Origin of the sequence: Streptomyces sp. PsTaAH-137 (assembly GCF_003259365.1) — a bacterium.
GTDB lineage: Bacteria > Actinomycetota > Actinomycetes > Streptomycetales > Streptomycetaceae > Streptomyces.
The window spans coordinates 46,114-70,101 of sequence record NZ_QLLY01000023.1; the positions used below are offsets into that span (position 1 = coordinate 46,114).

Sequence of the window (23,988 nt, forward strand, 5' to 3'; positions counted from 1 at the left end):
GGGTGGCCGGTGAGCAGCCCCGGGCGCTTTGCGGTCAGTTGGGCGGTCGTCACTTGGCGTACCCCGCGTCCTTCACGCGGATCAGGCCGTCGCCGTAGACGTGGAGGCCGGCGACGTCCTTCCCTGCGACGACGTAGTTCTTCTGGCGGTAGAGGTAGATGAGGGCGTGCGCGGCGTTCACCCGGCGGGTCAACTCGGCGTAGATCTCGTTCCGTTCGCCGGTGTCGGACTCGGTGCGGCCGCGTGCGATGAGGGCGTCGACCTTCGGGTCGCCGTAGCCGTAGGCGTTCATGGCGCCCCGGGTCTGCAGGAAGCTGGCGATGTTGCCGTCGGGGTCGAGCCGTCCGGACCAGCCGCTGTTGAAGGCCTGGTACTGGCCCGCGTCGGTCTCCTCCAGCATCGTGGCGTACTCGGTGGGCCGCAGGGTGACGGCGAAGCCGGCGTCCTTGGCCATGGCCTGGACGACCTGGCCGATGCGGCTCCACTCGGGGGTGGTGGAGGTCTTCAGCTCGATGCGCACCGGCGTCTTCACGCCCGCCTGCTTCAGCAGTTTCCTGGCGGCGGCCACATCGCGCTTCGGGCACTGCGACGCGCGCACGCCGGGCGCGATGGCGGACTCCGGGGAGACGGGCCCGCAGGCGGGCTCGTACATGCCCTGGAAGACGACCTTGTTGATGAGGTCGCGGTCGATGGCCAGGTCGAAGGCTTCGCGGACGCGGACGTCGCTCGCGAGCGGGCTGTCGATCGTGCCGGGCTTCGCGCCGAGGCCCTTGACGTTGCCGACGTTGATGCCGATGCCCTGGTAGCCGAGCGAGGGCGAGTTGAACAGCTGGAGCTTCTCGTCGGTCAGTGCGCTCTTCACGTCGACGGGCCCCATCTGGTCGCCGGCCTGGACGTCACCGGAGCGCAGGTTGGCGAGGCGGACGCTGCCGTCGGGGATCGGCTTGTAGATCACCTTGTCGAGGTGGACGGCGTCGGCGTCGTAGTAGTGCGCGTCCTTGGTCAGGACGATGCGGTCGCCGCCGACGCGCTCCGCGAACCTGAACGGGCCCACGCAGGACGGGTGGTTGGTGAAGTTCTTGCCGTACTTCTTGAGCGCGGCCGGTGACATCACCATGCCGGCGCGGTCGGCGAGGACGGCGGTCAGCGGTACGTACGCCTGCTTGAGGGTGAGCTTCACGCTGTACGCGCCCGTGGCCTTCGCCGACTTCAGCGGCGCGAGTTCGGTGGCGCGCGCGGAGCCCGCGAGGTCGCGGTGGCGCAGCAGCGAGGTGACGACGGCGTCGGCGTCCAGCTCGGTGCCGTCGCTGAACGTGGCGTCCTTGCGGACGTCGAAGGTGACGGTGCGGCCGTCGGCGGAGACCTTCGGCTCGGCCGTGGCGAGCTGCGGGACGATCTCGCCGTCGGCGTCGGTGTCGTAGAGCTTCTCGCACATGCCGGCGAAGACGGTGCGGCCCACGAGGGTCTGGGCGAGGGTCGGGTCCAGCTTGTCGGGGTCCGCGTTGAGGGCGACCGTGAGGGTGCCGCCGTCGCGTACGGGGCGGTCGTCGGTCATGCGCTCCCCGCCGACCTCGGTGGCCGAGGACTGCAGGGAGCCGCAGCCCGCCGTCAGGGACATCACCAGGGCAACTGCCGTGCAGGCAACCGCTGTTCGGCGCACGAGGGCATACCTCCGCCAGGGAAGAGGATCCGCAGGAATCCATGGGTGAGCACGGGAAACCTGTGGGCGATCAAGGAATACCGCAGAACGTATTTCGCATACAGTCCGCAGGACAAGAGGGTTGTCCGGATGCCGGACCGCTTTCTGTGAAGATTGAATGGCTGGGCCCGACATCAAGGGCGAAGAAGGCCGAGAACGGACAGGGCCCGGGCCGAGTCCATCGACTCGGCCCGGGCCCGGGCGTCTCAGCGGGTGCGGCGGGTCAGCTGTCCACCCAGCCGTGCTTGCGTCCGCTCTGCACCAGCTCGCGGCGGATCGCCAGGATCTGCTCGCCCGTCAGGGAGGGCGCGGCGCGCAGCAGCAGTTCGGTGACCTCGCCCGTGAACTCGTCGACGCGCAGCACGTCGCAGAGCACGTCGTCGCCGTCGGCCGCGCCGTGCCGGCCGCCCGCCACCGGCGCGGACGCGCCCTCGGCGAGCTGGACCGAGGACGCCTTCGGGCCGCGGTCGCCCTCCTCGATGTCGAACTCGACCTTCAGCCCGGTGCGCAGATAGGACTCGGGGATGAGGAGGTCGTTCACGTGCAGGAAGACGTCCTCGCCGCCGTCGTCCGGCGCGATGAATCCGTAACCCCGCGCTCCGTCGAAGCGCACCACACGACCAGCCACCACGTCGATCCCCAACCACCGCGGCGGACCAGACGTCCGCCTTCTCAGCATCCTTCGTGCGGATCCTAGCGGGCGGGTCTCAGCGCTCGTGCCAGGCCGTCGTGCCGAGTCGTCCGGTGCTGCCGAGGTCGAGCGGCGGGTCGGGGGTGACGGTCCGGACGCCGCCGCCGATGCCCGGGGCGACCGTCACGCGGTCGACGGTGACGGGCGGGTGCGTGGTGTCGGTGTAGGTGTTGCGCCAGGCGAGGACGGTGGCCGCGCTCTCGCCGTGGCGCAGGGTGAGGCGGTGCGGGCAGGGGTCCTTCACCCCCGTGGTGATCTGTTCGGTGCCCTGGAGGATGCGGACGCCCTCGACCGGGGTGCCGTCGGACTCGGCCAGCCGCAGCCGCGGATACCCGGAGAGGGCGACCGTGCCCGTGCCGCAGTTGGTGAGGGTGAGCCGAAGGGCCCGCAGCCCCATGGCGGCCTCGGCCACACCCGCCGTGACGCGCACACCGGAGTCGGGACAGGGGCCGGTCGGCGCGGCGGTGGTGGGCGGCGCGGTCTGGAGCTTGCCGTACTGCGGCGCGCTGGGGTCGAGCGTGTCGAGGTGCACCCGGCCGAGGCCCGTGCCGCTGCTCGACGGTTCGGCGCGCGCTCCGGCGCCGGACGTCTGTGTTCCGCATCCCGCCACGAGCAGCGCGACGGCGGTGAACCCCGCGGCGCGCGTGAGCGCCGCCCTCCCCCTGATCGTCATGCGCCGATCCTAGGCTCCCCGGCGCTCCGGGCGCGCGCGGTCACCAGGCCCGATTCGTAGGCGAACACGACGAGTTGGGCCCGGTCGCGGGCGCCCAGCTTGGTCATGGCGCGGCTGATGTGCGTCTTGGCGGTGAACGGGCTGATCACCATGTGCGCGGCGATCTCCTCGTTGGTCAGGCCCCGGGCCGCGAGCGCCGTGACCTCGCACTCGCGCGGCGTGAGGCGTTCGAGACCGGGGGCCGTCGCGCGGTCCGGCGGCCGTGCGACGAACTCGCCGATGAGACGGCGGGTGACGGACGGCGACAGCAGGGCGTCGCCGCGGGCCACGACCGCGATCCCGGCGAGCAGGTCGTCGGGCTCGCTGTCCTTGAGCAGAAAGCCGGACGCTCCCGCGCGCAGCGCCTCGAAGACGTACTCGTCGAAGGCGTAGTTGGTGAGCATGACGACGCGCACGGCGGCCAGTCCGGGGTCGGCGGCGATCCGCCGTGTCGCGCCGATCCCGCTCTCGCCGGGCATCTGGACGTCCATGAGCACGACGTCCGGCACGGTCTCCCGCACGAGCGCGACCCCGGCCGCGGCGTCCCCGGCCTCCCCGACGACCTCGATCCCGTCCTCGGCCTCCAGGAGTGCCCGGAATCCGGCCCGCATCAGCGCCTGGTCGTCGACGAGGGCGACCCGTACGACGGAGGCGGCCGGGCGGTGCGGCGCGGCGTCGGTCACGGAGGCGCTCACGGGGTCGGTCACGGGGCGGCCGCCAGCGGTGTGCGGTCTGGAACGGCGCCGCCGGGGCTCTCCGGGGCCGGGCCGTCGGCGCCGGCCGGATCCATCGGCAGCGCCGCGCGTATCTCGAACCCTCCCCCGGCGCGCGGCCCCGCCGTCAGCGTGCCGCCGCTCGCCGTGACGCGCTCCCGCATGCCGGTCAGGCCGGTGCCCTCGGCGGCCGGGCGGGCCGGATCCGCCGTGCCCTCGTCGGTCACGTGAACGGTCACCTCGGTCTCCCCGTAGGCCAGCCGGACGTCGGTGCGGGCCGCGCCGCCCGCGTGCCGTGCCACGTTCGTCAGGGCTTCCTGCACGAGGCGGTAGACCGTGCGGTCGAGCTGCGGCGGCAGGGCGCGCTCGCGGCCGGTGACGGTGAGTGTGACGGGGATCCCGGCCGAGCGGGCGCGCTCCACGAGCAGCGCGGGGGTGCCGGTGGGCTCGTCGGTGCGCAGCACGTCGAGCGTCGCCCGCAGTTCGCGCATCGCCTCGCCGCTGGCCTCCTGGATGGCGAGCAGCGCGGCCGGTATCTCCTCGCCGCGCTTGCGGGCCAGGTGCACCGCGACCCCGGCCTGGAGCTTGACGATGGAGATGCTGTGGGTGAGGGAGTCGTGCAACTCCCGTGCGATACGCAGCCGTTCCTCCCCGGCGCGGCGCAGGGCCGCCTCCTCGCGGGTGCGCTCGGCCTCCAGTGCGCGCTGTTCGGTCTGGTGGAGGTACGCCTGCCAGTTCTTGTCGGCGAGGCCGGTGACGACCGCGCACAGGAACCAGCCGGCGAGCAGCATGGCCCGGCCGGTGGCGCCGTCGGCGGCCAGGGCGTCCTGGGTGGCGTACACGGCGAGGAACCCTGCGGCGAAGCCCGCGCCGAGCCCCCGGTGCCCCGCGCGGGACGCGGTGTGCACGGCAGCGATCACCGGCAGCGCGGCGAGCGGCCCGGGGTGCGCGGTCACGACGTGGGCCGCGGTCAGGGCCGTCGACACGAGCAGCACGGTGCGGGGCGCGTGCCGATGGGCGGCCAGGGTCGCGGCGGCCGCCGCCGTCAGCGCGTACCCGGCCGGGGTCGCGCCGTCGCCGAGCGCCGCCCCGAGGATCACCACCGTGCCGATGACGACGGCCAGTGCCGCGTCGGCCGCGTACATCCGCATCCGGATCCCCCTCGTCCGTCCCTGGTCCCGCTCGTGTCCCCCGCTCGTTCCGAGGCTAGAGGCCGCCACCGACATCGGCGTCCACCGCGAGGACGGGAGCGGCGGTCCGCCTACTCCCCGGGGAGTAGGCGGCGTTGGGCTCCGCCGTACGACGACCGGGGCCGGGGCACGGGGCGAGCCTGGGACGCGTTCGCAGCAGCCGAGCCGAACCCTCCGGGAGTCCTCATGTCCGGTCCCTACCGCTACACCGAACCGCCCTCCCCCAAGTCCGCCACCGGCACCGCGGCCGCCGTCTACGCGCAGGCCGGCACCGACTTCGGCATCCCGAAGCCCGCCACCCTGATCGTCCTCGCCTCGGCGCCCGAACTGCTCGCGCCCACCTGGTCGTTGCTGCGCGAGTCGCTGATCGCGGGCAGTGGTTCGCGCGCCGACCGGGAACTGGTCGCGGCCGGGGTGTCGCAGGCGAACAAGTGCCCGTTCTGTGTCGACGCGCACGCCGTGCTGCTGCACGCGCACGGCGACCCGGCGCTCGGCGAGTCGGTGGCCCGCGGCACGAATCCGCGGGACGAGCGGGCGGCGCGGATCCTGCGGTGGGGCCGGGAGACCCGGGTCCCCGGCGCGCCCGGCCTCGCGCCGCCGCCGTTCCCGCGCGCGGAGCTCGCCGCGCAGCTCGGCACCGCGCTCACCTTCCACTTCGTCAACCGGATCGTGTCGGCCCTGCTCACCGAGAACCTGCTGCCCGCGGGCGCCCAGCGCTGGCAGCCGGTCCGCGCCCTCGTGGGCCGGGGCGTCTCCGGGGCGGTGCGGGCCGCGCACACGCCGGGGGCGTCGCTGCCACTGCTCGACGCGCTGGAGCCCGGTCCCGGCTGGGCGGCCGGCAGCCCGGTCGGGCCCGCCTACGCGGCGCTGCGCACGGCCGCCACGAAGGGCGCCGGGCTGCTCGACGACGCCGACCTCGGCCTCGTACAGCAGACGGTCGCGCGCTGGGACGGCTCGCATCCGCCCGCCGTGTGGCCCGAGCTGCCCGACCGCGAGAAACGGCCCGGCGCGCGCCTCGCGCTGCTCGCCGCGCTGGCGCCGTACCGGATCACGGACGCGGACGTCGCGGCCTGGCGGGTGCCGCCGTACACCGATCACTGCCTGGTGCACCTGGTCGCGTACGGGGCGTTCGCCGCCGTGGACCGGATCGAGTCCGCGCTGCCCGCCGCCCTCGTCGACCACCTGGAGACCCGATGACCCTCACCGTCAATCACCGGCAGGCCCATGCCTGGAACGGTCCGCTCGGCCGGCACTGGGCCGCCCAGCACCGGCGGTTCGACGCGCTGCTCGGCGAGGCCGACGCGGCCCTGTTCGCCGCCGCCGCGATCGGTCCGGGCGACCGGGTCCTCGACATCGGGTGCGGCGCGGGCGCGACGACCCGCGCAGCGGCCCGGCTCGCGGCGCCGGGGCACGCGGTCGGCGTGGACATCTCCGCCCCGCTGGTGGACCGGGCGCGGGCCCGCACCGCGGAGGAGGGGGTGCCGGGCGCGTCGTACGAGCTGGGGGACGTGCAGGCGCACCCGTTCCCGCCGGGCGGCTTCGATGTGGCGATCAGCCGGGGCGGGGTGATGTTCTTCGAGGACGGGCCGACGGCGTTCGCGAACGTGGCGCGGGCGCTGCGCGAGGGCGGCCGGCTCGTCTTCGTCTGCCCGCGCCGGCCCGGCCCGGACTCCGAGGAGGCGACGGCACTCGCCCTGTTCGCCCGGCGCCTCGCGGAGGGCAGCGAGGGCCCGGCGGCGCAGGACCCCGACGCCCACGACGCTCATGCCGCGCACACGGCGATGGCCTCGCTGTCCGAGCCCTACCGGATCCACGCGGCGCTGCACCGCTCCTTCACCGGCATCGCGGTCAATCCGGTGGACGTCCACACCCACTGGGGTGATTCGCCCGCCGACGCGGTCGACTTCCTGCTGTCACGCGCGCCCGCGCGCCGCGTGTCCGCCGCGACGCGCGCCGTGCTGGAGGACACGCTCCGTCCGTACGCGACGCCGCGCGGGGTGCGCACGCGCGCGGGGGTGTGGCTGGTGACGGCCGTACGCCGGGACGATGCCCGAGCGTGATGCCCAGGTGACAGAAGTAGCGGTATCGGTCGCACAGCAACCCGTGTGAGACTGGCTTCCCCCACCCCGCCTCCGACGTAAGGGACGTACACCGTGCGTTCTCTCCCGCTCCCGGTCACCCTGGCCGTCCGGCTGCTGCCCGTCGGCGTCCTCGCCTGTGTCGGCTGGGCCTGGTCCAGCGGTCCGATGTCCGAGCCCGCGGCCAAGGACACGCACGACGCGGCGCCGCAGACGTCGTCGGCGCCTTCGAGTCCCAGTGCGAGCGTGGCGGCCAAGTCGTACGCGAAGCCGCCCGAGCCCTGCGGCACCGTCGACGCCAAGACGGTCTCCTCGCTGGTGCCGGGGGCGAAGACGGCGGGCAAGGAGCTGGCGGCCACGGACGAATCGGTTCGCCGCGGCTGCTCCTGGAGCGCGCTGAAGGGCTACGACTACCGCTGGCTCGACGTGTCCTTCGAGGTGAAGGGCTCCGACGCGCTGGCGCAGCAGGCGTACAAGGACAACAGCGACGCGAAGGCCAGTCCGCTCAAGGGTCTCGGGGACGAGGCGCGGGTCACGAGCGCGCTCACCACGAAGGACAAGCAGGACACCCGCGAGTCGGTGGTGACGGTCCGCAAGGGCAACGTGCTGGTGACCGTCACCTACAACGGCAGCGACTTCGAGTCCAAGGGCGCACCGGCGAACGACACCGTGATCAAGGGCGCCCGGAAGGCGGCCGGGGACGCGGTGGCCGGCCTCGGCTCGGCGGGCTGACCGGCCGCCTCTCACGGTGCGCCCGTCCCGCCTGTGCGTCCCACGTAACCCCTGTCGGCGGGCAGCGGAGACAGCCGCGTAACGGACCCTTCGTACGGTCGGAACCGGACGGCCGAGCGGATCGGCGCGGAACGATCATGAAGGGGCGGGGTGCCTGTGGCCGCGCCGGACTCGCGGGAGAGCAGTGCGGAGCAGGTGCGGACGGTGTGCTCGTACTGTGGTGTGGGCTGCGGTCTCGTCCTCGACATCGGGAGCGGCCCGGACGGCCGCCGTACGGTCCTGAAGGCGTCCGGCGACAAGGAGCACCCCGCGAACCGCGGGCGGCTGTGCACGAAGGGCGCGACCACCGCCGATCTGCTCGCCGCCCCCGGCCGCCTCACGACGGCGCTGGTGCGCCCCGCGCGCGACGCGGCGCCGGAGCCCGCCGCCGTGGACGCGGCGGTGCGGGAGACGGCGCGGCGGCTGCGGGGCATCGTCGACGCGCACGGCCCCGACGCGCTGGCCTTCTACGTGTCGGGCCAAATGAGCCTGGAGGCGCAGTACTTGGCGAACAAGCTCGCCAAGGGCTTCGTGCGCACGAACCAGATCGAGTCCAACTCCCGGCTGTGCATGGCCAGCGCGGGCACCGGCTACAAGCTGTCGCTCGGCGCGGACGGGCCGCCGGGTTCGTACGACGATCTCGACCGGGCGGACGTCTTCCTCGTCATCGGCTCCAACACCGCCGACTGTCACCCGGTCCTGTTCCTGCGGATGATGGAGCGGGTGAAGGCGGGCGCGAAGCTGATCGTCGTCGATCCGCGGCGCACCGCGACCGCCGCGAAGGCCGACCTCTTCCTCCAGGTCCGGCCGGGCACGGATCTGGCGCTGCTCAACGGCCTGCTCCACCTGCTGTACGAGAACGGCCACACGGATCCGGACTTCATCGCCCGGCACACCGAGGGCTGGGAGGAGCTGGTGCCGTTCCTCGCCGACTACTCCCCCGCCGCCGTCGCCGAGGCGACCGGGCTCGCCGAGGACGACCTGCGCACGGCGGCCCGGCTGATCGGCGAGGCGGGCGAGTGGACGAGCTGCTGGACGATGGGGCTCAACCAGTCCACGCACGGCACCTGGAACACCAACGCGCTGATCAACCTCCATCTGGCGACCGGCGCGATCTGCCGTCCGGGCAGCGGACCGTTCTCGCTGACCGGGCAGCCCAACGCCATGGGCGGCCGCGAAATGGGCTACATGGGGCCGGGGTTGCCGGGCCAGCGGTCCGTGCTCGTCGACGCGGAGCGGGAGTTCGTCGAGGACCTGTGGCAGCTCGACCGGGGCACCCTGCGCGCCGACGGCGTCGGCCGTGGCACCGTGGAGATGTTCCGGAAGATGGCCGACGGCGACATCAAGGCGTGCTGGATCATCTGCACCAACCCGGTGGCGTCGGTCGCCAATCGCCGCACGGTCATCGAGGGCCTGGAGACCGCCGAGTTCGTCGTCGCCCAGGACGTGTTCGCCGAGACGGAGACGAACGCGTACGCCGACGTGGTGCTGCCCGGCGCGCTGTGGACGGAGACCGAGGGCGTCCTCATCAACAGCGAGCGCAGCCTCACGCTCGCCCGGCCCGCGGTCGATCCGCCCGGCGAGGCGCGGGCGGACTGGGAGCTGATCGCGGCCGTCGCCCGGGAGATGGGGTACGCGGACGGGTTCTCGTACACGAGCGCCGAGGAGATCTTCGAGGAGATCAAGCGGGCCTGGAATCCCGTGACGGGCTGGGACCTGCGCGGGGCGAGCTACGAGCGGCTGCGCGCGACGCCCGTGCAGTGGCCCGCCGCGCACGCGGAGGGACCCGCACGCAATCCGATCCGCTATGTCGGCGAGGACGGTGTGCCGACGTTCCCGACGGCGAGCGGACGCGCCGTCTTCCACGCCCGGCCCCACATACCGGCGGCGGAGATGCCGGACGACGACTACCCGTTCACACTGAACACCGGGCGGGTGCAGCACCAGTGGCACACGCTCACCAAGACGGCGAAGGTGGCGAAGCTCAACAAGCTCGATCCGGGTCCTTTCGTCGAACTGCACCCGCTCGACGCCGAGTTGCTGGAGGTCCGGGACGGTGACTCGGTGGAGGTCGCGTCGCGGCGCGGCCGGGCGGTGCTGCCCGCGGTCGTCACCGACCGGGTGCGGCAGGGGTGCTGCTTCGCACCGTTCCACTGGAACGACCTGTTCGGCGAGTACCTGAGCGTCAACGCCGTCACGAACGACGCCGTCGACCCGCTGTCGTTCCAGCCCGAGTTCAAGGTGTGCGCGGTGTCGCTCACGAAGGTGGCGGCGGCCGCACCGGCCGAGGCACCACGGCCCGAAGTGGCCACCGCCGTCGGGCCGTTCGGCCTGGAGACCGCGCCGCCTCCGGTGCTCTCCGCGCAGGAGCGGCAGTATCTGGTCGGCTTCCTCGCGGGCATCCCGTCCGGGACACCGGGCGTGCCGGTGCTGCCGCCGTCGGCGCCGTTCGGCGCCGAGCACGCGCTGTGGGTGAACGGGGTGCTCGCCGGGATGTACTCGCGTGCGCCCGAGCCGGCCGCGGCGTCGCCCCGTCAGCAGATCGTCGTCCTGTGGGCGTCGCAGACCGGGAACGCCGAGGACTTCGCGGGCGTCACCGAGCGGCGGCTCACCGACGCCGGGCACGCCGTGTCCCTCGTCGGCATGGACCAGGCCGACCTCGGCGCGCTGCCGGCCGGCGCCGATCTGCTGCTGATCACCAGCACCTTCGGCGACGGCGACGCGCCGGACAACGGCGCCGGGCTCTGGGAGACGCTCGCCGCACCCGACGTCCCGCGCCTGGAGGGCCGCCGCTACGCCGTCCTCGCCCTCGGCGACTCCTCCTACGACGACTTCTGCGGGCACGGCCGCCGCCTCGACCAACGCCTCGGCGAACTGGGCGCCTCGCAGCTCGCGCCGCGCACGGACTGCGAGCCCGACTACGAGGACTCGGCGCACGCCTGGCTGGAGCACGTCCTCGCGGCGCTCTCCACCGTGCCGAAACCCGCGCCGCGATCCGCGCCGGAACCCGGCCCCGCGCTGCCCGCAGCCCCGAAGCCCCGCACGCCACGCCCGGCCCGGCCCGCCCCGGTCACCGCCCGCCTCACCGGCAACCGGCTGCTGAGCGGCCCGGGTTCGGGCAAGGAGGTGCGCCGGTTCACCTTCGACACACGGGACAGCGAGACCCCGTTCGCGTACGAGGCCGGGGACGCGCTCGGCGTCCGGCCGCTCAACTCCCCCGACCTGGTGGAGCAGTGGCTGACCGTCACCGCGCTCACCGCGCACACCGAGGTCACCCTGAAGGACATCGGCCCCGTCCCCCTCGACGAGGCCCTGCTGCGCCATCTGGACATCACCCGGATCACCCCGGACCTGCTGCGCTTCGTCACCGAACGGGCCCGCGATCTGCGGGAGTTGAAGAAGCTGCTGCGCCCGGACAACAAGGACGGTCTGGCCCAGTGGTCGTGGGGCCGGCAGGCCGTCGACGTCGTCGCCGAGCACGCGGTGAAGGCCGACGCGCAGGAGTGGGCCGACGTCCTCGGACGCCTCCAGCCGCGCCTGTACTCCATCTCGTCGAGTCCGCTCACCGATCCACACCTCGTCTCCCTGACGGTCTCCGTCGTGCGCTACGAGAACGCCGCCGGGCAGCCGCGCCAAGGAGTGTGCTCCCCGTTCCTCGCCGACGCCGCGCCGGGCACCGCGGTCCCGGTCCACGTGAAGGCGGCCCCGGCCTTCCGCCCGCCGGCCGACTCCGCGACCCCGACGGTGATGATCGGCCCGGGCACCGGAGTGGCGCCGTTCCTCGGCTTCCTCGACCAGCGCAGGCTGCTCGGCCACCGCGGCCCCAACTGGCTCTTCTTCGGCGAGCAGCACCGCGCCACCGACTTCTACTACGAGCAGGAGCTGGCCGCCCATCTCGCCGACGGCACCCTGACCCGCCTGGACACGGCGTTCTCCCGCGACCAGCGCGCCAAGGTGTACGTACAGGACCGGATGCGCGAGCACGGACCGCAGTTGTGGTCGTGGCTGCGCGACGGCGCCCGCTTCTACGTCTGCGGCGACGCCTCGCGCATGGCCAAGGACGTCGACCGGGCGCTGCGCGACATCGCGGTGACGCACGGCGGACTCGACGAGGCGGGCGCGGCGGCGTACGTGAAACAGCTCGCGGCCGACAAGCGGTACGTCCGGGACGTGTACTGAGAGCATCAACCCCGCCGGAAGCAGGGCCCGTTGACAAGGTCGGCGATTAGGGTGTGCGCCAGACGATGATCGGCGACGAGAGGGGCAGCCCTGTGACGAGCAGCGACGCGCACCAGGACGGGATCAGCGAGCGGATCGACACCAGCCGGCCGCACACGGCCCGCATCTGGAACTACTGGCTCGGCGGCAAGGACAACTACCCCGTCGACGAGGCGGCCGGGCAGCAGATCCGCGCGCTCCACCCGGGCATCGTCGACTACGCCCAGGCCGACCGCGCCTTCCTGGGCCGTGCCGTCCGGCACCTCACCGCCGACGTGGGCATACGCCAGTTCCTCGACATCGGCACCGGCCTGCCGACCGCGGACAACACCCACGAGGTCGCCCAGCGGATCGCGCCCGAGTCGCGGATCGTCTACGTGGACAACGACCCGCTGGTGCTGCGCCACGCGCAGGCGCTGCTCACCAGTTCTCCGGAGGGCAGCACCGACTACATCGACGCCGACCTGCGCAACGTCGACGAGATCCTCGGCATCGCCGCCAAGACCCTGGACTTCACGAAGCCGGTGGCGCTGATCCTGCTCGGCGTGGTCATCTTCGTCGGCGACGACGAGGACCCGTACGGGCTGGTGCGCCGGCTGATCGACGCGCTGCCCGCGGGCAGCCATCTGGTGCTGTCGCACACCATCACCCGGCCGGACATGCCGGATGTCGACGAGGCCGTCGCGTTCTGGAACGCCAACGGCACACCGAGGCTGAACCAGCGCACCCCGGAGCAGGTCACCCGCTTCTTCGACGGCCTCGAACTGCTGGAGCCGGGCGTCCTGTCCTGCTCGCGCTGGCGCCCGGAGGACACGGGCGAGAGCGCCGAACCCGCCGAGGTGGCGATGTTCGCCGGCGTCGGGCGCAAGAACTAGCGGACGTGCCGGGCCGCTCGGGTGCCCCCGTGCGGCCCGGCTGCCGGTCAGTCCTCGCCGAGATACGCCTTGCGCACGCTGTCGTCGTCCAGGAGGTCGCTGCCGCTGCCCGACAGGCTGATGCGGCCGGTCTCCATGACGTAGGCGTGGTCCGCGAGCGCGAGGGCCGCACGGGCGTTCTGCTCGACGAGGAGGATCGTGGTGCCGCCCGCCTTGAGTTCGGCGACGGTCGCCATGATCTTCTTCATCATGATCGGGGACAGGCCCATGGAGGGCTCGTCCAGCATGAGCAGCTTGGGGCGGCACATCAGCGCCCGCGCCATGGCGAGCATCTGCTGCTCGCCGCCGGAGAGGGTGCCGGCCGCCTGCGTACGCCTCTCCCGGAGCCGGGGAAAGAGCGTATAGGCGCGCTCGGTGTCGTCGGCGATGCCCTCCGCGTCCCTGCGCAGGAACGCGCCGAGCAGCAGGTTCTCCTCGACCGTCAGCCGCGGGAAGATGTGCCGTCCCTCGGGCGAGTGGGCGAGGCCGAGGGCGACGATCTGATGGGCGGGGATCCTTTCGAGGTCGCGGCCGGCGAACCGGATGCGGCCCGCGGACGGGGCAAGGAGGCCGCTGAGGGTGTGCAGGGTGGTGGTCTTGCCCGCGCCGTTGGTCCCGATGAGGGTGACGACCTGGCCCTCCTCGACGCGGAAGGAGATGCCCTTGACGGCCTCCACCTTCCCGTAGGCGACGCGGAGGTCGTCGACTTCCAGCAGGGCGGTCATACGGTCGTCTCCTCGTCGTCGGGTGCGCCGATGTAGGCCTCGATGACCCGCTCGTCGGCCTGCACCACCGCGGGGGCGCCCTCAACGAGTTTGGCGCCCTGCACCAGGACCGCGACCCGGTCGCAGAGGTTCATGATGAACCGCATGTCGTGCTCGATGACGAGGACGGCGATGCCGCGCTCGCGCACCGCGTGCACCAACTCCTCCGTCTCGCGCGTCTCCTGGGGGTTCATGCCCGCGGTCGGCTCGTCGAGGAGGAGCAGCCGGGGGTCGCTGGCGAGGGCGCGGGCGATCTCCAGGCGGCGCTGGGCGCCGTAGGAGAGGTTGCGGGCGAGGTGCCGCTCGCGGTCGGACAGGCCGACGAAGTCGAGCAGTTCCCTGGCCCGCTCCCGGGACTCGCGCTCCTCGCGGCGGTAGCGGGGGCCGCGGCCGAGCGCGGCCAGCAGGCCGGCCCGGGTGCGGGTGTGGCGGCCCACGATCACGTTCTCCAGGGCCGACATGTTGGCGAACAGGCGGATGTTCTGGAAGGTGCGGGCCACACCGGTCCGGGTGACCCTCGCGGGCCGCGGCGGCAGCGTCGCGCCCTCGAACAGGACGGCGCCCTCCGTGGGCACGTACAGGCCGGTGAGGCAGTTGAAGAAGGTGGTCTTGCCGGCGCCGTTGGGCCCGATCAGACCGACGATCTCGCCCTCGGCGACGGTGAGGTCCACACCGTCGACGGCCGTCAGGCCGCCGAACCGCATGGTCACACCGCGCGCCTCCAGCAAGGGAGTTGGGCTCATGCCGGGGTCTTCGCAATCTGAGTGGTGGCGGCTTCGTGGAACTCCAGCTGGTGCTTGCGGTCGGGCACGAGCCCCTCGGGCCTGAAGCGCATCATCAGGATCAGGGCGAGACCGAACAGCATCATCTGGTAGTGGCTGAAGAACTCGAACTTGGCGGGCAGCAGATAGAGCAGGGCGGCGCCGACCAGCGGCCCCGAGACGGTGCCCATGCCGCCGAGGACGACCGCGGCGAGGAGGAAGGCCGAGTTGGGCGGCGCGGTGTCGGCGAACTTGTAGTTCTCGGGGACGGCGTTGGTCTGGAGGTGCGCCATGACCGTGCCGGCGAGCCCGGCGAGGGAGGCGCCGAGGCCGAAGGCGAGCAGCTTGAACCGGAAGCCCTCGATGCCCATCGCGGTGGCCGCGGTCTCGTCCTCGCGCAGCGCGATCCAGGCCCGCCCGATACGGGAGTCGCCCGCACGCGCGTACACGAAGACGATGACGGCGATGACGGCGAGCAGCAGCAGGTAGTAGTTGGCGAACCGGCCGAAGGAGACGCCGAGGATGACGTGCGGCTCCCCGAAGTCGAACCCGAGGATCTCCAGGTTCGGTACGGAGTTGATGCCGTTGGGCCCGTTGGTGAGGGAGGGGCCCGAGCTGCCGTCGAGGTTGTTGACGGTGATCCGGAAGATCTCGCCGAAGCCGAGGGTGACGATGGCGAGGTAGTCGCCGTGCAGCCGCAGCGTCGGCGCGCCGATGATCAGACCCGCGACGAGTGAGACGGCCATGCCGAGCAGGGCGGTCGCCCAGAACGGCCAGGGTCCGACGTGCAGCGTCGAGAAGGTGGAGCCGGAGACGAGCGCGGCCGTGTAGGCGCCGGTGCCGAGGAACGCGACGTAGCCGAGGTCCAGGAGCCCGACCAGGCCGACGACGATGTTCAGGCCGAGCGCGACGGCCGCGAACACCAGGATGTTGTCGGCGATGGCCGTGTACTGGTCGCCCTCCTGGGTGAAGGGGAAGACCAGCGCGGCGGCGAGCGCGGCCACCGAGACGGCCACCCGGTTACGGGCGTTGATCCGGCTGAGCCGCGCCAGGAGCCCGCTCGCGACCAGGGCCCGAGCGCCGAACCCGGCGGCGGGGAGGAACGCCAGGAACTCCTCGGCGGAGCCGGTGGTGATCCCGTACGCGAGGACGTACATGGCGGCGAGGAACACGACGGTGATGAGCGCGATCTCGGCGACGCGCGGCAGCCGGGCGTCGGGCGCGGGATCGTCGACGGTGTCGTCGGGCAGCGTGGACGCACCGGCCGCGAGCAGTGCGGTGGCGGCGAGCGCGAGCCAGCCGCCGGGGTCGACGTTGACCACACCGCCGAGGGTGATCGCGATGGCCCAGACCGTGATCCAGGTCGAGGCGAACGCGGCGAGCGCGGCGGCGCGCAGGGCCCGGACCGCGCCGCGCGGGGCGAGGTGGGGCACGCCGAGGGCGGCGGCCGTGAAGTACGCGGCGAGCAGCCCGGTGGCGAGGGTGACGAGCTGGCTGCCTCCCGGGTAGCCGGTGACGGTGAGGTTGCCGGGGAAGCGGGCGGTCCAGGTCCAGGCGAGGAACGGCGCGACGAGGGTGAGGACCGTTCCGGTGAGGGTGAGCGGCCGGGCGGCGCGGGCGGGGAGGTGGGGCAGTTTCACGGCGATCACGCCCTGTCCGTGGCGAGGCGTTCACCGAGCAGACCTTGGGGTCTGATCAGCAGCACCAGGATGAGGATGACGAACGCCCACACGTCCTTCCAGGCGGAGCCGCCGAAGGTGTGCAGGGCGGGGAGGTGCGGCAGCAGCCCGGAGGCCAGGGACTCGGCGACGCCGAGCACGACGCCGCCGAGCATGGCGCCCTGGATGTGTCCGATGCCGCCGAGGACGGCGGCGGTGAAGCCCTTCAGGCCCGCGATGAAGCCCATGTTGTACGAGATGGTGCCGAGCCGGAGTCCCTGGGTGAGGCAGGCGACGGCGGCGAGGACGGCGCCGATGGCGAAGGCGATGACGATGACCCGGTCGGTGTCGATGCCCATGAGGCGGGCGGTTTTGGGGTCCTGGGCGGTGGCCTGCATGGCGCGTCCGGTGCGGGTGCGGCCGACGAACCAGGTCAGGCCGACCATCGCCGCGGCGGCGAGGGCGAGGGTGAGCAGCGCGGCGTACGAGATGGTCACGCCGCCCAGGTGCAGTGGTTTGCCGGGGAGTTGGGGGAAGGGGACGGGGGCGGTGATGCCGACGGAGGAGCCGGGCAGCGTGAAGAAGTTGAAGACGACCTGCTGGAGGAACAGGGAGAGGCCGATGGCCGTGATGAGCGGCGCCAGGCGGGGCGCGCCGCGCAGCGGCCGGTACGCGAACCGTTCGGCGGCGACCGCCGCCGTCACCGAGATCAGGACGGCGGCGATCAGCAGCACGGGGAGTGCCACCCAGAGGTTGACCTGGTGCAGGCCCGGCACCCACGCGTAGACGAAGAGGGCGCCGAACCCGCCGAGCATGAAGATCTCACCGTGGGCGAAGTTGATGATCTGGAGGATGCCGTAGACCATCGTGTAGCCGACCGCGATGAGGCCGTACATCGCTCCGAGGACGAGTCCGTCGGAGAGGAGCTGGAAGAGATCGGTGGTGCTCACTTGACAGTGACCACCTTGACGCCGTTCTCCCACGTGCCGTTCTTGACGCAGTTGATGCTGATGACCTGGTTGGTGCTGTCGCCGAACTCGTTGAAGCCGATGGCGCCGGTGGCGCCGTCGAAGGAGACCTTGGCCATGGCCTCGACGACCTTCGGGCGGAGCTGGGTGACGTCGCCGACCTTTCCGTCGTTCGCCTTGACGGCGTCGCCGACGGCCTTGATCAGCGCGGTGGTCGCGTCGTAGGTGTAGATGCCGAAGACGCCGTAGGTCTGCTGGTATCCGGCGGCCTCGTAGGCGGAGACGAACGACTTCGCCGTGGTCATCTTGTCGATGGGCGCGCCGTCGGAGTGGGTGCAGGTGTTGTCGGCGGCCTTGGCGCCGGCCAGCGAGATCAGCTGGTCGTCCTTGACGGCGTCGCCGCCGCCCATCCGGCCGTCGAAGCCGGCCGCGACGAGCTGCTTCTTCAGCGCTGCGGCCTGCGGGTACTCGCCGCCGTAGAACACGCCCTTCGCGCCGGAGGACTTGACGGTGTTGACGACGGCGGAGTAGTCGGACTCGTCCGGGTTGATGGACTGGTGGAGGACGACCTTGCCGCCGAGCTTCTTGTACGCGGTCGTGAAGTCGTCGACGATCTGGGCGCCGTAGGTCTTCTTGTCGTCGACCGCGGCGATCTTCTTGATCTTCAGGTCCTTGTAGAGGTACTCGGCCGTGACGGGCACCGCGACGTCGTCGGTGGAGATCGTCCGGAAGTAGTTGTCGTACTGGCGCTTCGGACTGTCCGTGTAATCGGCGCCCTTGGTGAGGGTGGCGGCGGTGTTCGCGCCGGATATCTGCACCATCCGCGCGTCGTGCAGGGTGGACTGCATGGCGGCGGAGACCGAGGAGTTGTAGGCGCCGACCACGCCGATGACGCTCTTGTCGGAGACGAACGCGGCCGCGTTCTGCTGGCCGATGTTCGGGGTGCCCTGGTCGTCCTTGGCCTGGAGCTTGAAGGTGACGCCGGGGACCAGCTTCTCCTTGTTCGCCTGCTTGACGGCCAGTTCGGCGGAGTTGCGCATGCCGAGGCCGACGGCGGCCAGGTCCTTGGACAGGGGCGAGTCGTAGCCGATGGTGACGGTGGTGGTGCCGCCCGAGGCGTCGCCGCCGCCGTCGCCCTCGTCGCGCGATCCGCACGCGGTGAGCACGAGGGAACAGGCGAGCAGCGGCGCGGTCGCCGCGAGGAGCCTGGTGCGGGTGGTGCGCCGGGTGCCGAACGAGCCGGTCGCGGCGAACGTGCTGGTCGTGCGGGACGTGCTGGAGCCAAACATCAAGGTCCTCCCCGGAATCAGTGGCTGAAACCTAGATCGGACCGTCGTGCCTCCCTCTTGTCCGTTCGGCAGAGGTCCGCCGGACAGTACTGTCCGGGCGGACAACTCCCTTTACGCGTACGTCACATGGCGGGCGCGCGGCCCCGCCTCAGACCGCCTCCAGCTCGGCGCGCGCGGTCCGCCGGGCCACGGCCCGGTCGGGGTCGAGCGCGGGGACGGCCGCGAGCAGTGCCTTGGTGTACGCCTCCCGGGGGTGGGCGTACACCTCCTCCACCGGTCCTTCCTCCACGATCCGGCCCCGGTGCATCACGGCGACCCGGTCGCTGACCTGCCGTACGACGGCGAGGTCGTGCGCGATGAAGACGAGGGACAGGCCGAGTTCCTGCTGCAACTCGGCCAGCAGGGAGGTGACTTGGGCCTGGGTCGTGACATCGAGTGCGGACACGGCCTCGTCGCAGACGATGAGGTCGGGCTCGGCGGCGAGGGCCCGGGCGATGCCGACGCGCTGGCGCTGGCCGCCGCTGAACTCGTGCGGGTAGCGGTCGTAGTGGCCCGGGTCGAGACCGACTCGGCGCAGCAGCCCGGTCACCCGGGCCCGGACGGCCTCGTCGCTCTGTCCGGCCGCCCGGAGCGGGTCGGCGACCGACTCCCCGATCGAGCGGCGCGGGTTGAGCGAGGAGACGGGGTCCTGGAAGACCATCTGGACCGCGGCCCGGCGGGTGAGGTCGCCGGAGGTGGGGGCCAGCAGTCCGACCAGGATCCGGCCGAGGGTGGTCTTGCCGCTGCCGCTCTCCCCGACGATGCCGAGGGTCTCGCCGCGGTGGACGGTGAGCGAGACCCCGTCGACGGCGGCGTGTGCGGCTCTGCCCCGGCCGAAGACGTGCCGGAGGCCGGTCGCCTCGACGAGCGGCTCCCCCGTCGTCCCGCCGGGCGGTTCCTGCCGCTCGTCCCGCGGGGCGTCGCCGTCCGGGATCCGGGGCACGGCGGAAAGCAGGGCCCGTGTGTACGGCTCGCGCGGGGCCTTCAGCACCTCGCGCACCGGGCCCCGTTCGACCGCCCGTCCGTGCTGCATGACGAGCACGTCGTCGACCGACTCGGCGGCGACTCCCACGTCGTGCGTGACGAGGAGCAGTCCCATGCCGGTCTCCTGGCGCAACTGGTGCAGCAGGTCGAGGATCTGGGCCTGCACGGTGACGTCCAGGGCGGTCGTCGGCTCGTCGGCGATGAGCAGCCGGGGTTCGCAGGCCAGGGCCATCGCGATCAGGGCCCGTTGCCGCATGCCGCCGGAGAACTCGTGCGGCCTGGACCGGGCGCGCCGCGCCGCATCGGGGATCCTGACCCGGTCCAGGACCTCGACCGCGCGGGCCCGGGCCGCCCTGCGGGAGACCCGGTGGTGGACCCGGTACACCTGGGCGATCTGGTCGCCGACCGCGTAGTACGGGTCCAGCGAGGACAGCGGGTCCTGGAAGACCATGGCCGCCTCGGCGCCGCGCAGGGCCCGCAGGCGTGCGTCGTCGGCTGCGTTCACGTCGACACCGGCGACCTCGACGCGGCCGGTGACGCGGGCGCCGGTCCCGCGGTGCAGGCCCAGCAGGGCGTACGCCGACGCGCTCTTGCCGGAGCCCGACTCTCCGACGACACCGAGCGCGCCGCCGGGTTCGAGGTCGAACGAGAGGTTCTCCACGGCCCGCACGTCGCCGAACGAGATGGAGAGACCGGAGACTGAGACGAGGCTCATGCGAGCACCACCCGTCGGTCGGCCAGCGCCTGGAGGACATCGGCGACGGCGTTGGCGAGGACGACGAAGAACCCGGTGACGAGCACGAGGCCGACGACGACCGGGAGGTCCACGTTCTTGACGGCGTCGACGAGTTCGCGGCAGATCCCCGGGATCCCGAAGAGGGACTCGGTGAGGACGGCGCCGCCGAACATGGCGCCGACGTCGAGGGCGCCGAGCGCGATCACCGGGGCGAGCGCGCCGCGCAGCGCGTGCCGGCGCACCAGCGTCCGCTCGCCGACCCCGTACGCGCGGAAGGTGCGCACATGGTCCTCGGCGAGGGTCTCCAGCATGGCCGCGCGGGTCATCCGGGCGTACGGGGCGGCGGAGACCAGGGCCAGCGAGATCCAGGGCAGCAGCAGGTTCCAGGCCCACTGTTCGGGATCGTCGGTGAACGGCACGTAGTCCGGGAAGGGCAGGATCTGGAGCGCGGTGACGAGCACGATGATGAGCAGCAGGCCGATGACGAAGACGGGCGTGGCCATGCCGGCCAGGGTGATCCAGGTGAGGATCCGCTCGGTCGGCCGGCCGCGCCGCCACACCGAGAGGATGCCGGTGCCGACGCCGAGCAGCACCCACAGCACGGCGCCGCCGAGGACGAGCGAGGCGGTGGCCGGGAGCTTGGCGAGGATCAGCTGGGTGACCTGCTGGTCGCTCTGGTAGGAGAGGCCGAGGCAGGGCGCGTGGCAGTGCAGGACGCCGGTGCCGGTGGAGTAGTCGCGGCCCGCGAACAGGGCCTCGACGAAGTGCGCGTACTGCACGTAGAGCGGATCGCCGAGGTGCAGCTGGGCGCTGACCTGGGCGACCTGGGCGGGTGAGCAGCGGGGCCCGCAGGCGATCTGGGCGACGTTGCCCGGGGCCACGTAGAAGGCCGCGTAGACGACGATGCTGAGCGCGAGGAGCACGAAGACGGCGCCCGCGGCGCGCCGGAGCAGGAACCCGGTCATGCGTCCGCCTCCTTCTTGCGACCGGTGCCGATCCGCAGCCGGGACGCGGCGCGCGGGTCGAGCGCGGTGCGGACGCCCTCGCCGAGGACGGTCAGCGCGAGCACGGTGACGAACAGCAGCACGGCGGGGATCAGCAGATAGGTGGGCGCCGCCTGGTACCAGGTGTCGGCGTCGCTGAGCATCTGTCCCCAGGACGGTGTGGGCGGTTTGATGCCGACGCCGAGGAAGGACAGGGCGGCCTCGACGACGATGTTCGACGGGAAGAGCAGCACGGCGTACGTGATGACGGGCGCGCCGAGCGCGGGCAGGAGTTCGCGCCGTGCGACCTGCCAGGAGTTCCAGCCGCTGAGCCGGGCGGCGGCGACGTGGTCGCGGGACTTCAGCGACAGCGTCTGGGCCCGGACGATCTTGGAGATGCCGGACCAGCCGATGAGTCCGACGACCACGGCGATCAGGACGGGGCGCGGGAATCCGGTGGGGACGACGGCGAGCGCGCCGAGCGCGATGACCATGGTGGGCAGGGCGACCACGACGTCGGTGACGCGGCTGAGCGCCTGGTCGACGTACCGGTTGCCGAGACCGGCCGCGAGGCCGATGCCGGTGCCGATGACGACCTGGAGCAGGGTCGCGGCGAGCGCGACGCCGAGCGAGACCCGGGCTCCGTACACGACGCGGGCGAACAGGTCGCGTCCGGTGAGGGGTTCGACGCCGAGCCAGTGCTCGCCGCTGATCCCGCCGAACGGGCCGAGGGGCACGCCGCCGCTCGCGGAGTCGACGAGGGCGGGGTGGAACGTGGTCGGGTTCTGCCCTTCCAGGGCGCTGAGCAGCGGCGCGGCGAGGGCCACGAGGACGAGGAGGGCGACGATCGCGGCGGCGATCAGGGCGGAGCGCCGGGCGCGCAGCCGCCGCCAGAAGGGGCGGCCCCCGGACGCGGGGGCCGCCTCGGCCGCCCCCGCTCCGTCGGCCTTCTCCGCTTCCGCGAGAAGTGCTTCGGACATGGTTACTTGACCGCCACCTGGGAGACGTCGAGCACACCGGTCCAGTCGCTGATGACGACGTTCTTGATGTCCGCGCCGTACAGGCGCTTGTAGACCGGGTGGAACAGCGGCACGGTCAGTGCCTGCTCACCGACCTTCTTGTCGAGCGCGCCCCAGCGCTGGGCGGCGGCCTTCAGGTCGGTCAGCTTGTTGATCTCGTCGATCTCCTTGTTGACCGAGGAGTCGTTCAGCTGGGCAGAGTTGAAGTTGTAGCCGTTCTTGACGATCTGCCGGCCGTCGAAGATCGGCGCGAAGAACGGGCCGCCGGACGGCCAGTCCGCTCCCCAGCCGCTGATGAAGAAGCCGGGCTCGCTCTTCACGTTGTAGATGGTGTCGGAGTACTTGGTGTCCTCCAGACCCTGGAGCCTGACGGTGATGCCCGCCTTCGCCAGCGCCTCCTGGACCGCGGTGGCGATCTCGGGGCTGGTGGCGAAGTTCTTGTCGTTGTCGTGCGTGAGCGTGACGGTCAGGCCCTTGGCGTAACCGGCCTCCTTGAGCAGCTCCTTCGCCTTGGCCGCGTTGCCGTCCTTCCCGGCCGGGAAGTGGTCGTACGCGGTGTACCCGAAGGACTTCTGGTTCGGCAGGAAGGTGGTGGCGGGCTCGGCGAGCGAGGAGCCGCCGGCCGCGTTGACCACGGAGGAGCGGTCGACGGCGTAGGCGATGGCCTGGCGCACCTTCGGGTTGTCGAACGGCTTCACCTTCGGGTTGAAGGCGAGGTAGTTGGTGTAGCCGAAGTGGCCGGTACCGACGCGGGCGGCGAGGTCCTTGTCGCCGCTGACCTTGGCGAGTTCGGCGGGGCCGAGGTTGGTGTCGGTGGTGACGGCGGCGGCGTCGGTGCCGCGCGAGGCGGAGAGCCGCTGGTTGATGACGGCGGAGTCGAGCCCGGACCGGACGTCGATCGTGTCGGGGTAGGCCTTGCGCTCCTTGTCGGTGGCGGCCGACCAGTGCGGGTTGCGCTCCAGGACGAGCCGCTCGCCGTCGCCCTCGTTCCTGACGACCTTGTACGGGCCCGAGGACAGCGGGTGTTCCTCGTACTTGGTGCCCTTGTCCTCGGCCTCGGGCACCGGGGTCGTCTGGGTCTGCGTGGCGAGGTAGGGGAACTCGCCCTCGGACTTGTTCAGGTGGAAGACGATGGTCTTCTCGTCGGGCGTCCCGATCGAGTCGAGGCCCTTCTTGTCCTTGTACGGACCCTGGTAGTCGGCGCCGCCGATCAGCCAGTCGCGCAGATAGGGCGCGCCGCCGGACAGCTCGGCGGCGAAGGATCTCTCGATGCCGTACTTGATGTCGGCACTCGTGATCTCCGTGCCGTCCTCGTACTTCAGCCCGTCCTTGAGGTGGTACGTCCATACGGTGGCGTTCTTGCTCGGTGTGCCCAGGTCGGTCGCGAGGTCGGGCACCACCTTGGCCCCGGCGGCGCCGTCCTCGCGGTGGCGCGTGGTGAGCGTACGGAAGACGAGGGAGGGGATGTTGCCGCCGCCGGAGGTGTACAGCCGTGCAGGGTCGAAGTCCTCCTGGGGCGAGCTGTTGAGGACGGTGAGCGTGCCGCCCTTCTTGGGGGCGCCCGCGGCACCCGAGCCGGACGACTTGCCGTCCTGGGGGCCGCACGCGGCGGCGCCCACAGCCACGACGGACACGGCCAGGGCCGCGGTCAGGCGGCGCGATATGACGGACGGTTGACGCATGGGAGGTGACCTCTCGAAAGTCTGGCTGCGGGGATGTTGCGCGCAGGCAGCGGCGAGAGCGATCACACGGGAACGACCGGAATGTGGGACGACCGGCCGGGATACGGGACGCTGCTGCC

19 protein-coding genes are annotated in these 23,988 nt (G+C 72.2%); 5 read left to right on the top strand and 14 right to left on the bottom strand.

Annotated features, from left to right (window positions below; genetic code table 11):
* Window positions 1-49: 49 nt before the first annotated feature.
* The 5 genes from K377_RS35660 to K377_RS35680 form a co-directional block, all read right to left on the bottom strand.
* On the bottom strand, window positions 50-1,660 hold the full coding sequence (locus K377_RS35660; RefSeq protein ID WP_258395246.1) for an ABC transporter substrate-binding protein: 1,611 nt from the start codon (window positions 1,658-1,660) through the stop codon (window positions 50-52).
* Between the two features lie 262 nt (window positions 1,661-1,922).
* Complete coding sequence (locus K377_RS35665; protein ID WP_111667841.1) at window positions 1,923-2,330, bottom strand: cold-shock protein; 408 nt, start codon at window positions 2,328-2,330, stop codon at window positions 1,923-1,925.
* Window positions 2,331-2,406: 76 nt separating this feature from the next.
* Window positions 2,407-3,063 carry a DUF4232 domain-containing protein gene (locus tag K377_RS35670; RefSeq protein ID WP_111667776.1) on the bottom strand — a complete coding sequence of 219 codons (657 nt, stop codon included), beginning with the start codon at window positions 3,061-3,063 and terminating at the stop codon, window positions 2,407-2,409.
* Window positions 3,060-3,809 carry a response regulator transcription factor gene (locus K377_RS35675; protein ID WP_258395247.1) on the bottom strand — a complete coding sequence of 250 codons (750 nt, stop codon included), beginning with the start codon at window positions 3,807-3,809 and terminating at the stop codon, window positions 3,060-3,062. Before K377_RS35675 ends, K377_RS35670 begins: the two co-directional genes overlap by 4 nt.
* The gene (locus K377_RS35680; RefSeq protein WP_111667777.1) at window positions 3,806-4,966 is read right to left on the bottom strand and encodes a sensor histidine kinase; all 1,161 of its coding nucleotides are present in this window, start codon (window positions 4,964-4,966) and stop codon (window positions 3,806-3,808) included. Before K377_RS35680 ends, K377_RS35675 begins: the two co-directional genes overlap by 4 nt.
* A 225-nt stretch (window positions 4,967-5,191) precedes the next feature.
* On the opposite strand from K377_RS35680, the gene K377_RS35685 reads away from it, so the two are divergent.
* The 5 genes from K377_RS35685 to K377_RS35705 all read left to right on the top strand — a co-directional run bounded on the left by K377_RS35685 (window position 5,192) and on the right by K377_RS35705 (window position 12,947).
* A complete protein-coding gene (locus K377_RS35685; protein WP_111667778.1) occupies window positions 5,192-6,202 on the top strand; it encodes a carboxymuconolactone decarboxylase family protein in 1,011 nt (336 codons plus the stop codon).
* Window positions 6,199-7,065, top strand: a complete 867-nt coding sequence (locus K377_RS35690; protein ID WP_111667779.1) for a class I SAM-dependent methyltransferase — start codon at window positions 6,199-6,201, stop codon at window positions 7,063-7,065. The genes K377_RS35685 and K377_RS35690 overlap by 4 nt, the downstream gene beginning before the upstream one ends.
* Before the next feature lie 93 nt (window positions 7,066-7,158).
* A complete protein-coding gene (locus K377_RS35695; RefSeq protein WP_111667780.1) occupies window positions 7,159-7,815 on the top strand; it encodes a hypothetical protein in 657 nt (218 codons plus the stop codon).
* Between the two features lie 156 nt (window positions 7,816-7,971).
* Window positions 7,972-12,033, top strand: coding sequence for a bifunctional nitrate reductase/sulfite reductase flavoprotein subunit alpha (locus K377_RS35700; RefSeq protein ID WP_258395248.1), 4,062 nt, complete (start codon window positions 7,972-7,974; stop codon window positions 12,031-12,033).
* A gap of 92 nt (window positions 12,034-12,125) precedes the next feature.
* On the top strand, window positions 12,126-12,947 hold the full coding sequence (locus K377_RS35705; protein ID WP_375605988.1) for an SAM-dependent methyltransferase: 822 nt from the start codon (window positions 12,126-12,128) through the stop codon (window positions 12,945-12,947).
* Window positions 12,948-12,994: 47 nt separating this feature from the next.
* Here K377_RS35705 and K377_RS35710 read toward each other — a convergent pair whose 3' ends face one another.
* From K377_RS35710 to K377_RS35750, 9 genes are all read right to left on the bottom strand, one after another.
* Window positions 12,995-13,711: an ABC transporter ATP-binding protein gene (locus K377_RS35710; RefSeq protein WP_111667781.1), complete on the bottom strand. Its 717-nt coding sequence runs from the start codon at window positions 13,709-13,711 to the stop codon at window positions 12,995-12,997.
* Window positions 13,708-14,493 (bottom strand): ABC transporter ATP-binding protein, encoded by a 786-nt coding sequence (locus K377_RS35715; protein ID WP_111667782.1) that lies wholly within the window; start codon window positions 14,491-14,493, stop codon window positions 13,708-13,710. Before K377_RS35715 ends, K377_RS35710 begins: the two co-directional genes overlap by 4 nt.
* Window positions 14,490-16,160: a branched-chain amino acid ABC transporter permease gene (locus tag K377_RS35720; protein ID WP_111667783.1), complete on the bottom strand. Its 1,671-nt coding sequence runs from the start codon at window positions 16,158-16,160 to the stop codon at window positions 14,490-14,492. The genes K377_RS35715 and K377_RS35720 overlap by 4 nt, the downstream gene beginning before the upstream one ends.
* Entirely contained in the window at window positions 16,157-17,119 is a 963-nt protein-coding gene (locus K377_RS35725) for a branched-chain amino acid ABC transporter permease (protein WP_111667784.1), read from the bottom strand. The genes K377_RS35720 and K377_RS35725 overlap by 4 nt, the downstream gene beginning before the upstream one ends.
* Window positions 17,116-18,426: a branched-chain amino acid ABC transporter substrate-binding protein gene (locus K377_RS35730; protein ID WP_111667785.1), complete on the bottom strand. Its 1,311-nt coding sequence runs from the start codon at window positions 18,424-18,426 to the stop codon at window positions 17,116-17,118. The genes K377_RS35725 and K377_RS35730 overlap by 4 nt, the downstream gene beginning before the upstream one ends.
* 148 nt (window positions 18,427-18,574) lie before the next feature.
* On the bottom strand, window positions 18,575-20,164 hold the full coding sequence (locus K377_RS35735) for an ABC transporter ATP-binding protein (protein WP_111667786.1): 1,590 nt from the start codon (window positions 20,162-20,164) through the stop codon (window positions 18,575-18,577).
* On the bottom strand, window positions 20,161-21,150 hold the full coding sequence (locus K377_RS35740) for an ABC transporter permease (RefSeq protein WP_111667787.1): 990 nt from the start codon (window positions 21,148-21,150) through the stop codon (window positions 20,161-20,163). Before K377_RS35740 ends, K377_RS35735 begins: the two co-directional genes overlap by 4 nt.
* Window positions 21,147-22,148, bottom strand: coding sequence for an ABC transporter permease (locus K377_RS35745; RefSeq protein WP_111667788.1), 1,002 nt, complete (start codon window positions 22,146-22,148; stop codon window positions 21,147-21,149). Before K377_RS35745 ends, K377_RS35740 begins: the two co-directional genes overlap by 4 nt.
* A gap of 2 nt (window positions 22,149-22,150) precedes the next feature.
* Window positions 22,151-23,869, bottom strand: a complete 1,719-nt coding sequence (locus K377_RS35750; RefSeq protein ID WP_111667789.1) for an ABC transporter substrate-binding protein — start codon at window positions 23,867-23,869, stop codon at window positions 22,151-22,153.
* Window positions 23,870-23,988 lie beyond the last annotated feature (119 nt).

What these genes read in the sequence shown, in the direction of transcription:
- K377_RS35715 (WP_111667782.1), bottom strand. Translation starts at nt 14,493, where the DNA reads ATGAGCCCAACTCCCTTGCTGGAGGCGCGCGGTGTGACCATGCGGTTC.
- K377_RS35710 (WP_111667781.1), bottom strand. Translation starts at nt 13,711, where the DNA reads ATGACCGCCCTGCTGGAAGTCGACGACCTCCGCGTCGCCTACGGGAAG.
- K377_RS35740 (WP_111667787.1), bottom strand. Translation starts at nt 21,150, where the DNA reads ATGACCGGGTTCCTGCTCCGGCGCGCCGCGGGCGCCGTCTTCGTGCTC.
- K377_RS35735 (WP_111667786.1), bottom strand. Translation starts at nt 20,164, where the DNA reads ATGAGCCTCGTCTCAGTCTCCGGTCTCTCCATCTCGTTCGGCGACGTG.
- K377_RS35680 (WP_111667777.1), bottom strand. Translation starts at nt 4,966, where the DNA reads ATGCGGATGTACGCGGCCGACGCGGCACTGGCCGTCGTCATCGGCACG.
- K377_RS35730 (WP_111667785.1), bottom strand. Translation starts at nt 18,426, where the DNA reads ATGTTTGGCTCCAGCACGTCCCGCACGACCAGCACGTTCGCCGCGACC.
- K377_RS35685 (WP_111667778.1), top strand. Translation starts at nt 5,192, where the DNA reads ATGTCCGGTCCCTACCGCTACACCGAACCGCCCTCCCCCAAGTCCGCC.
- K377_RS35690 (WP_111667779.1), top strand. Translation starts at nt 6,199, where the DNA reads ATGACCCTCACCGTCAATCACCGGCAGGCCCATGCCTGGAACGGTCCG.
- K377_RS35670 (WP_111667776.1), bottom strand. Translation starts at nt 3,063, where the DNA reads ATGACGATCAGGGGGAGGGCGGCGCTCACGCGCGCCGCGGGGTTCACC.
- K377_RS35750 (WP_111667789.1), bottom strand. Translation starts at nt 23,869, where the DNA reads ATGCGTCAACCGTCCGTCATATCGCGCCGCCTGACCGCGGCCCTGGCC.
- K377_RS35745 (WP_111667788.1), bottom strand. Translation starts at nt 22,148, where the DNA reads ATGTCCGAAGCACTTCTCGCGGAAGCGGAGAAGGCCGACGGAGCGGGG.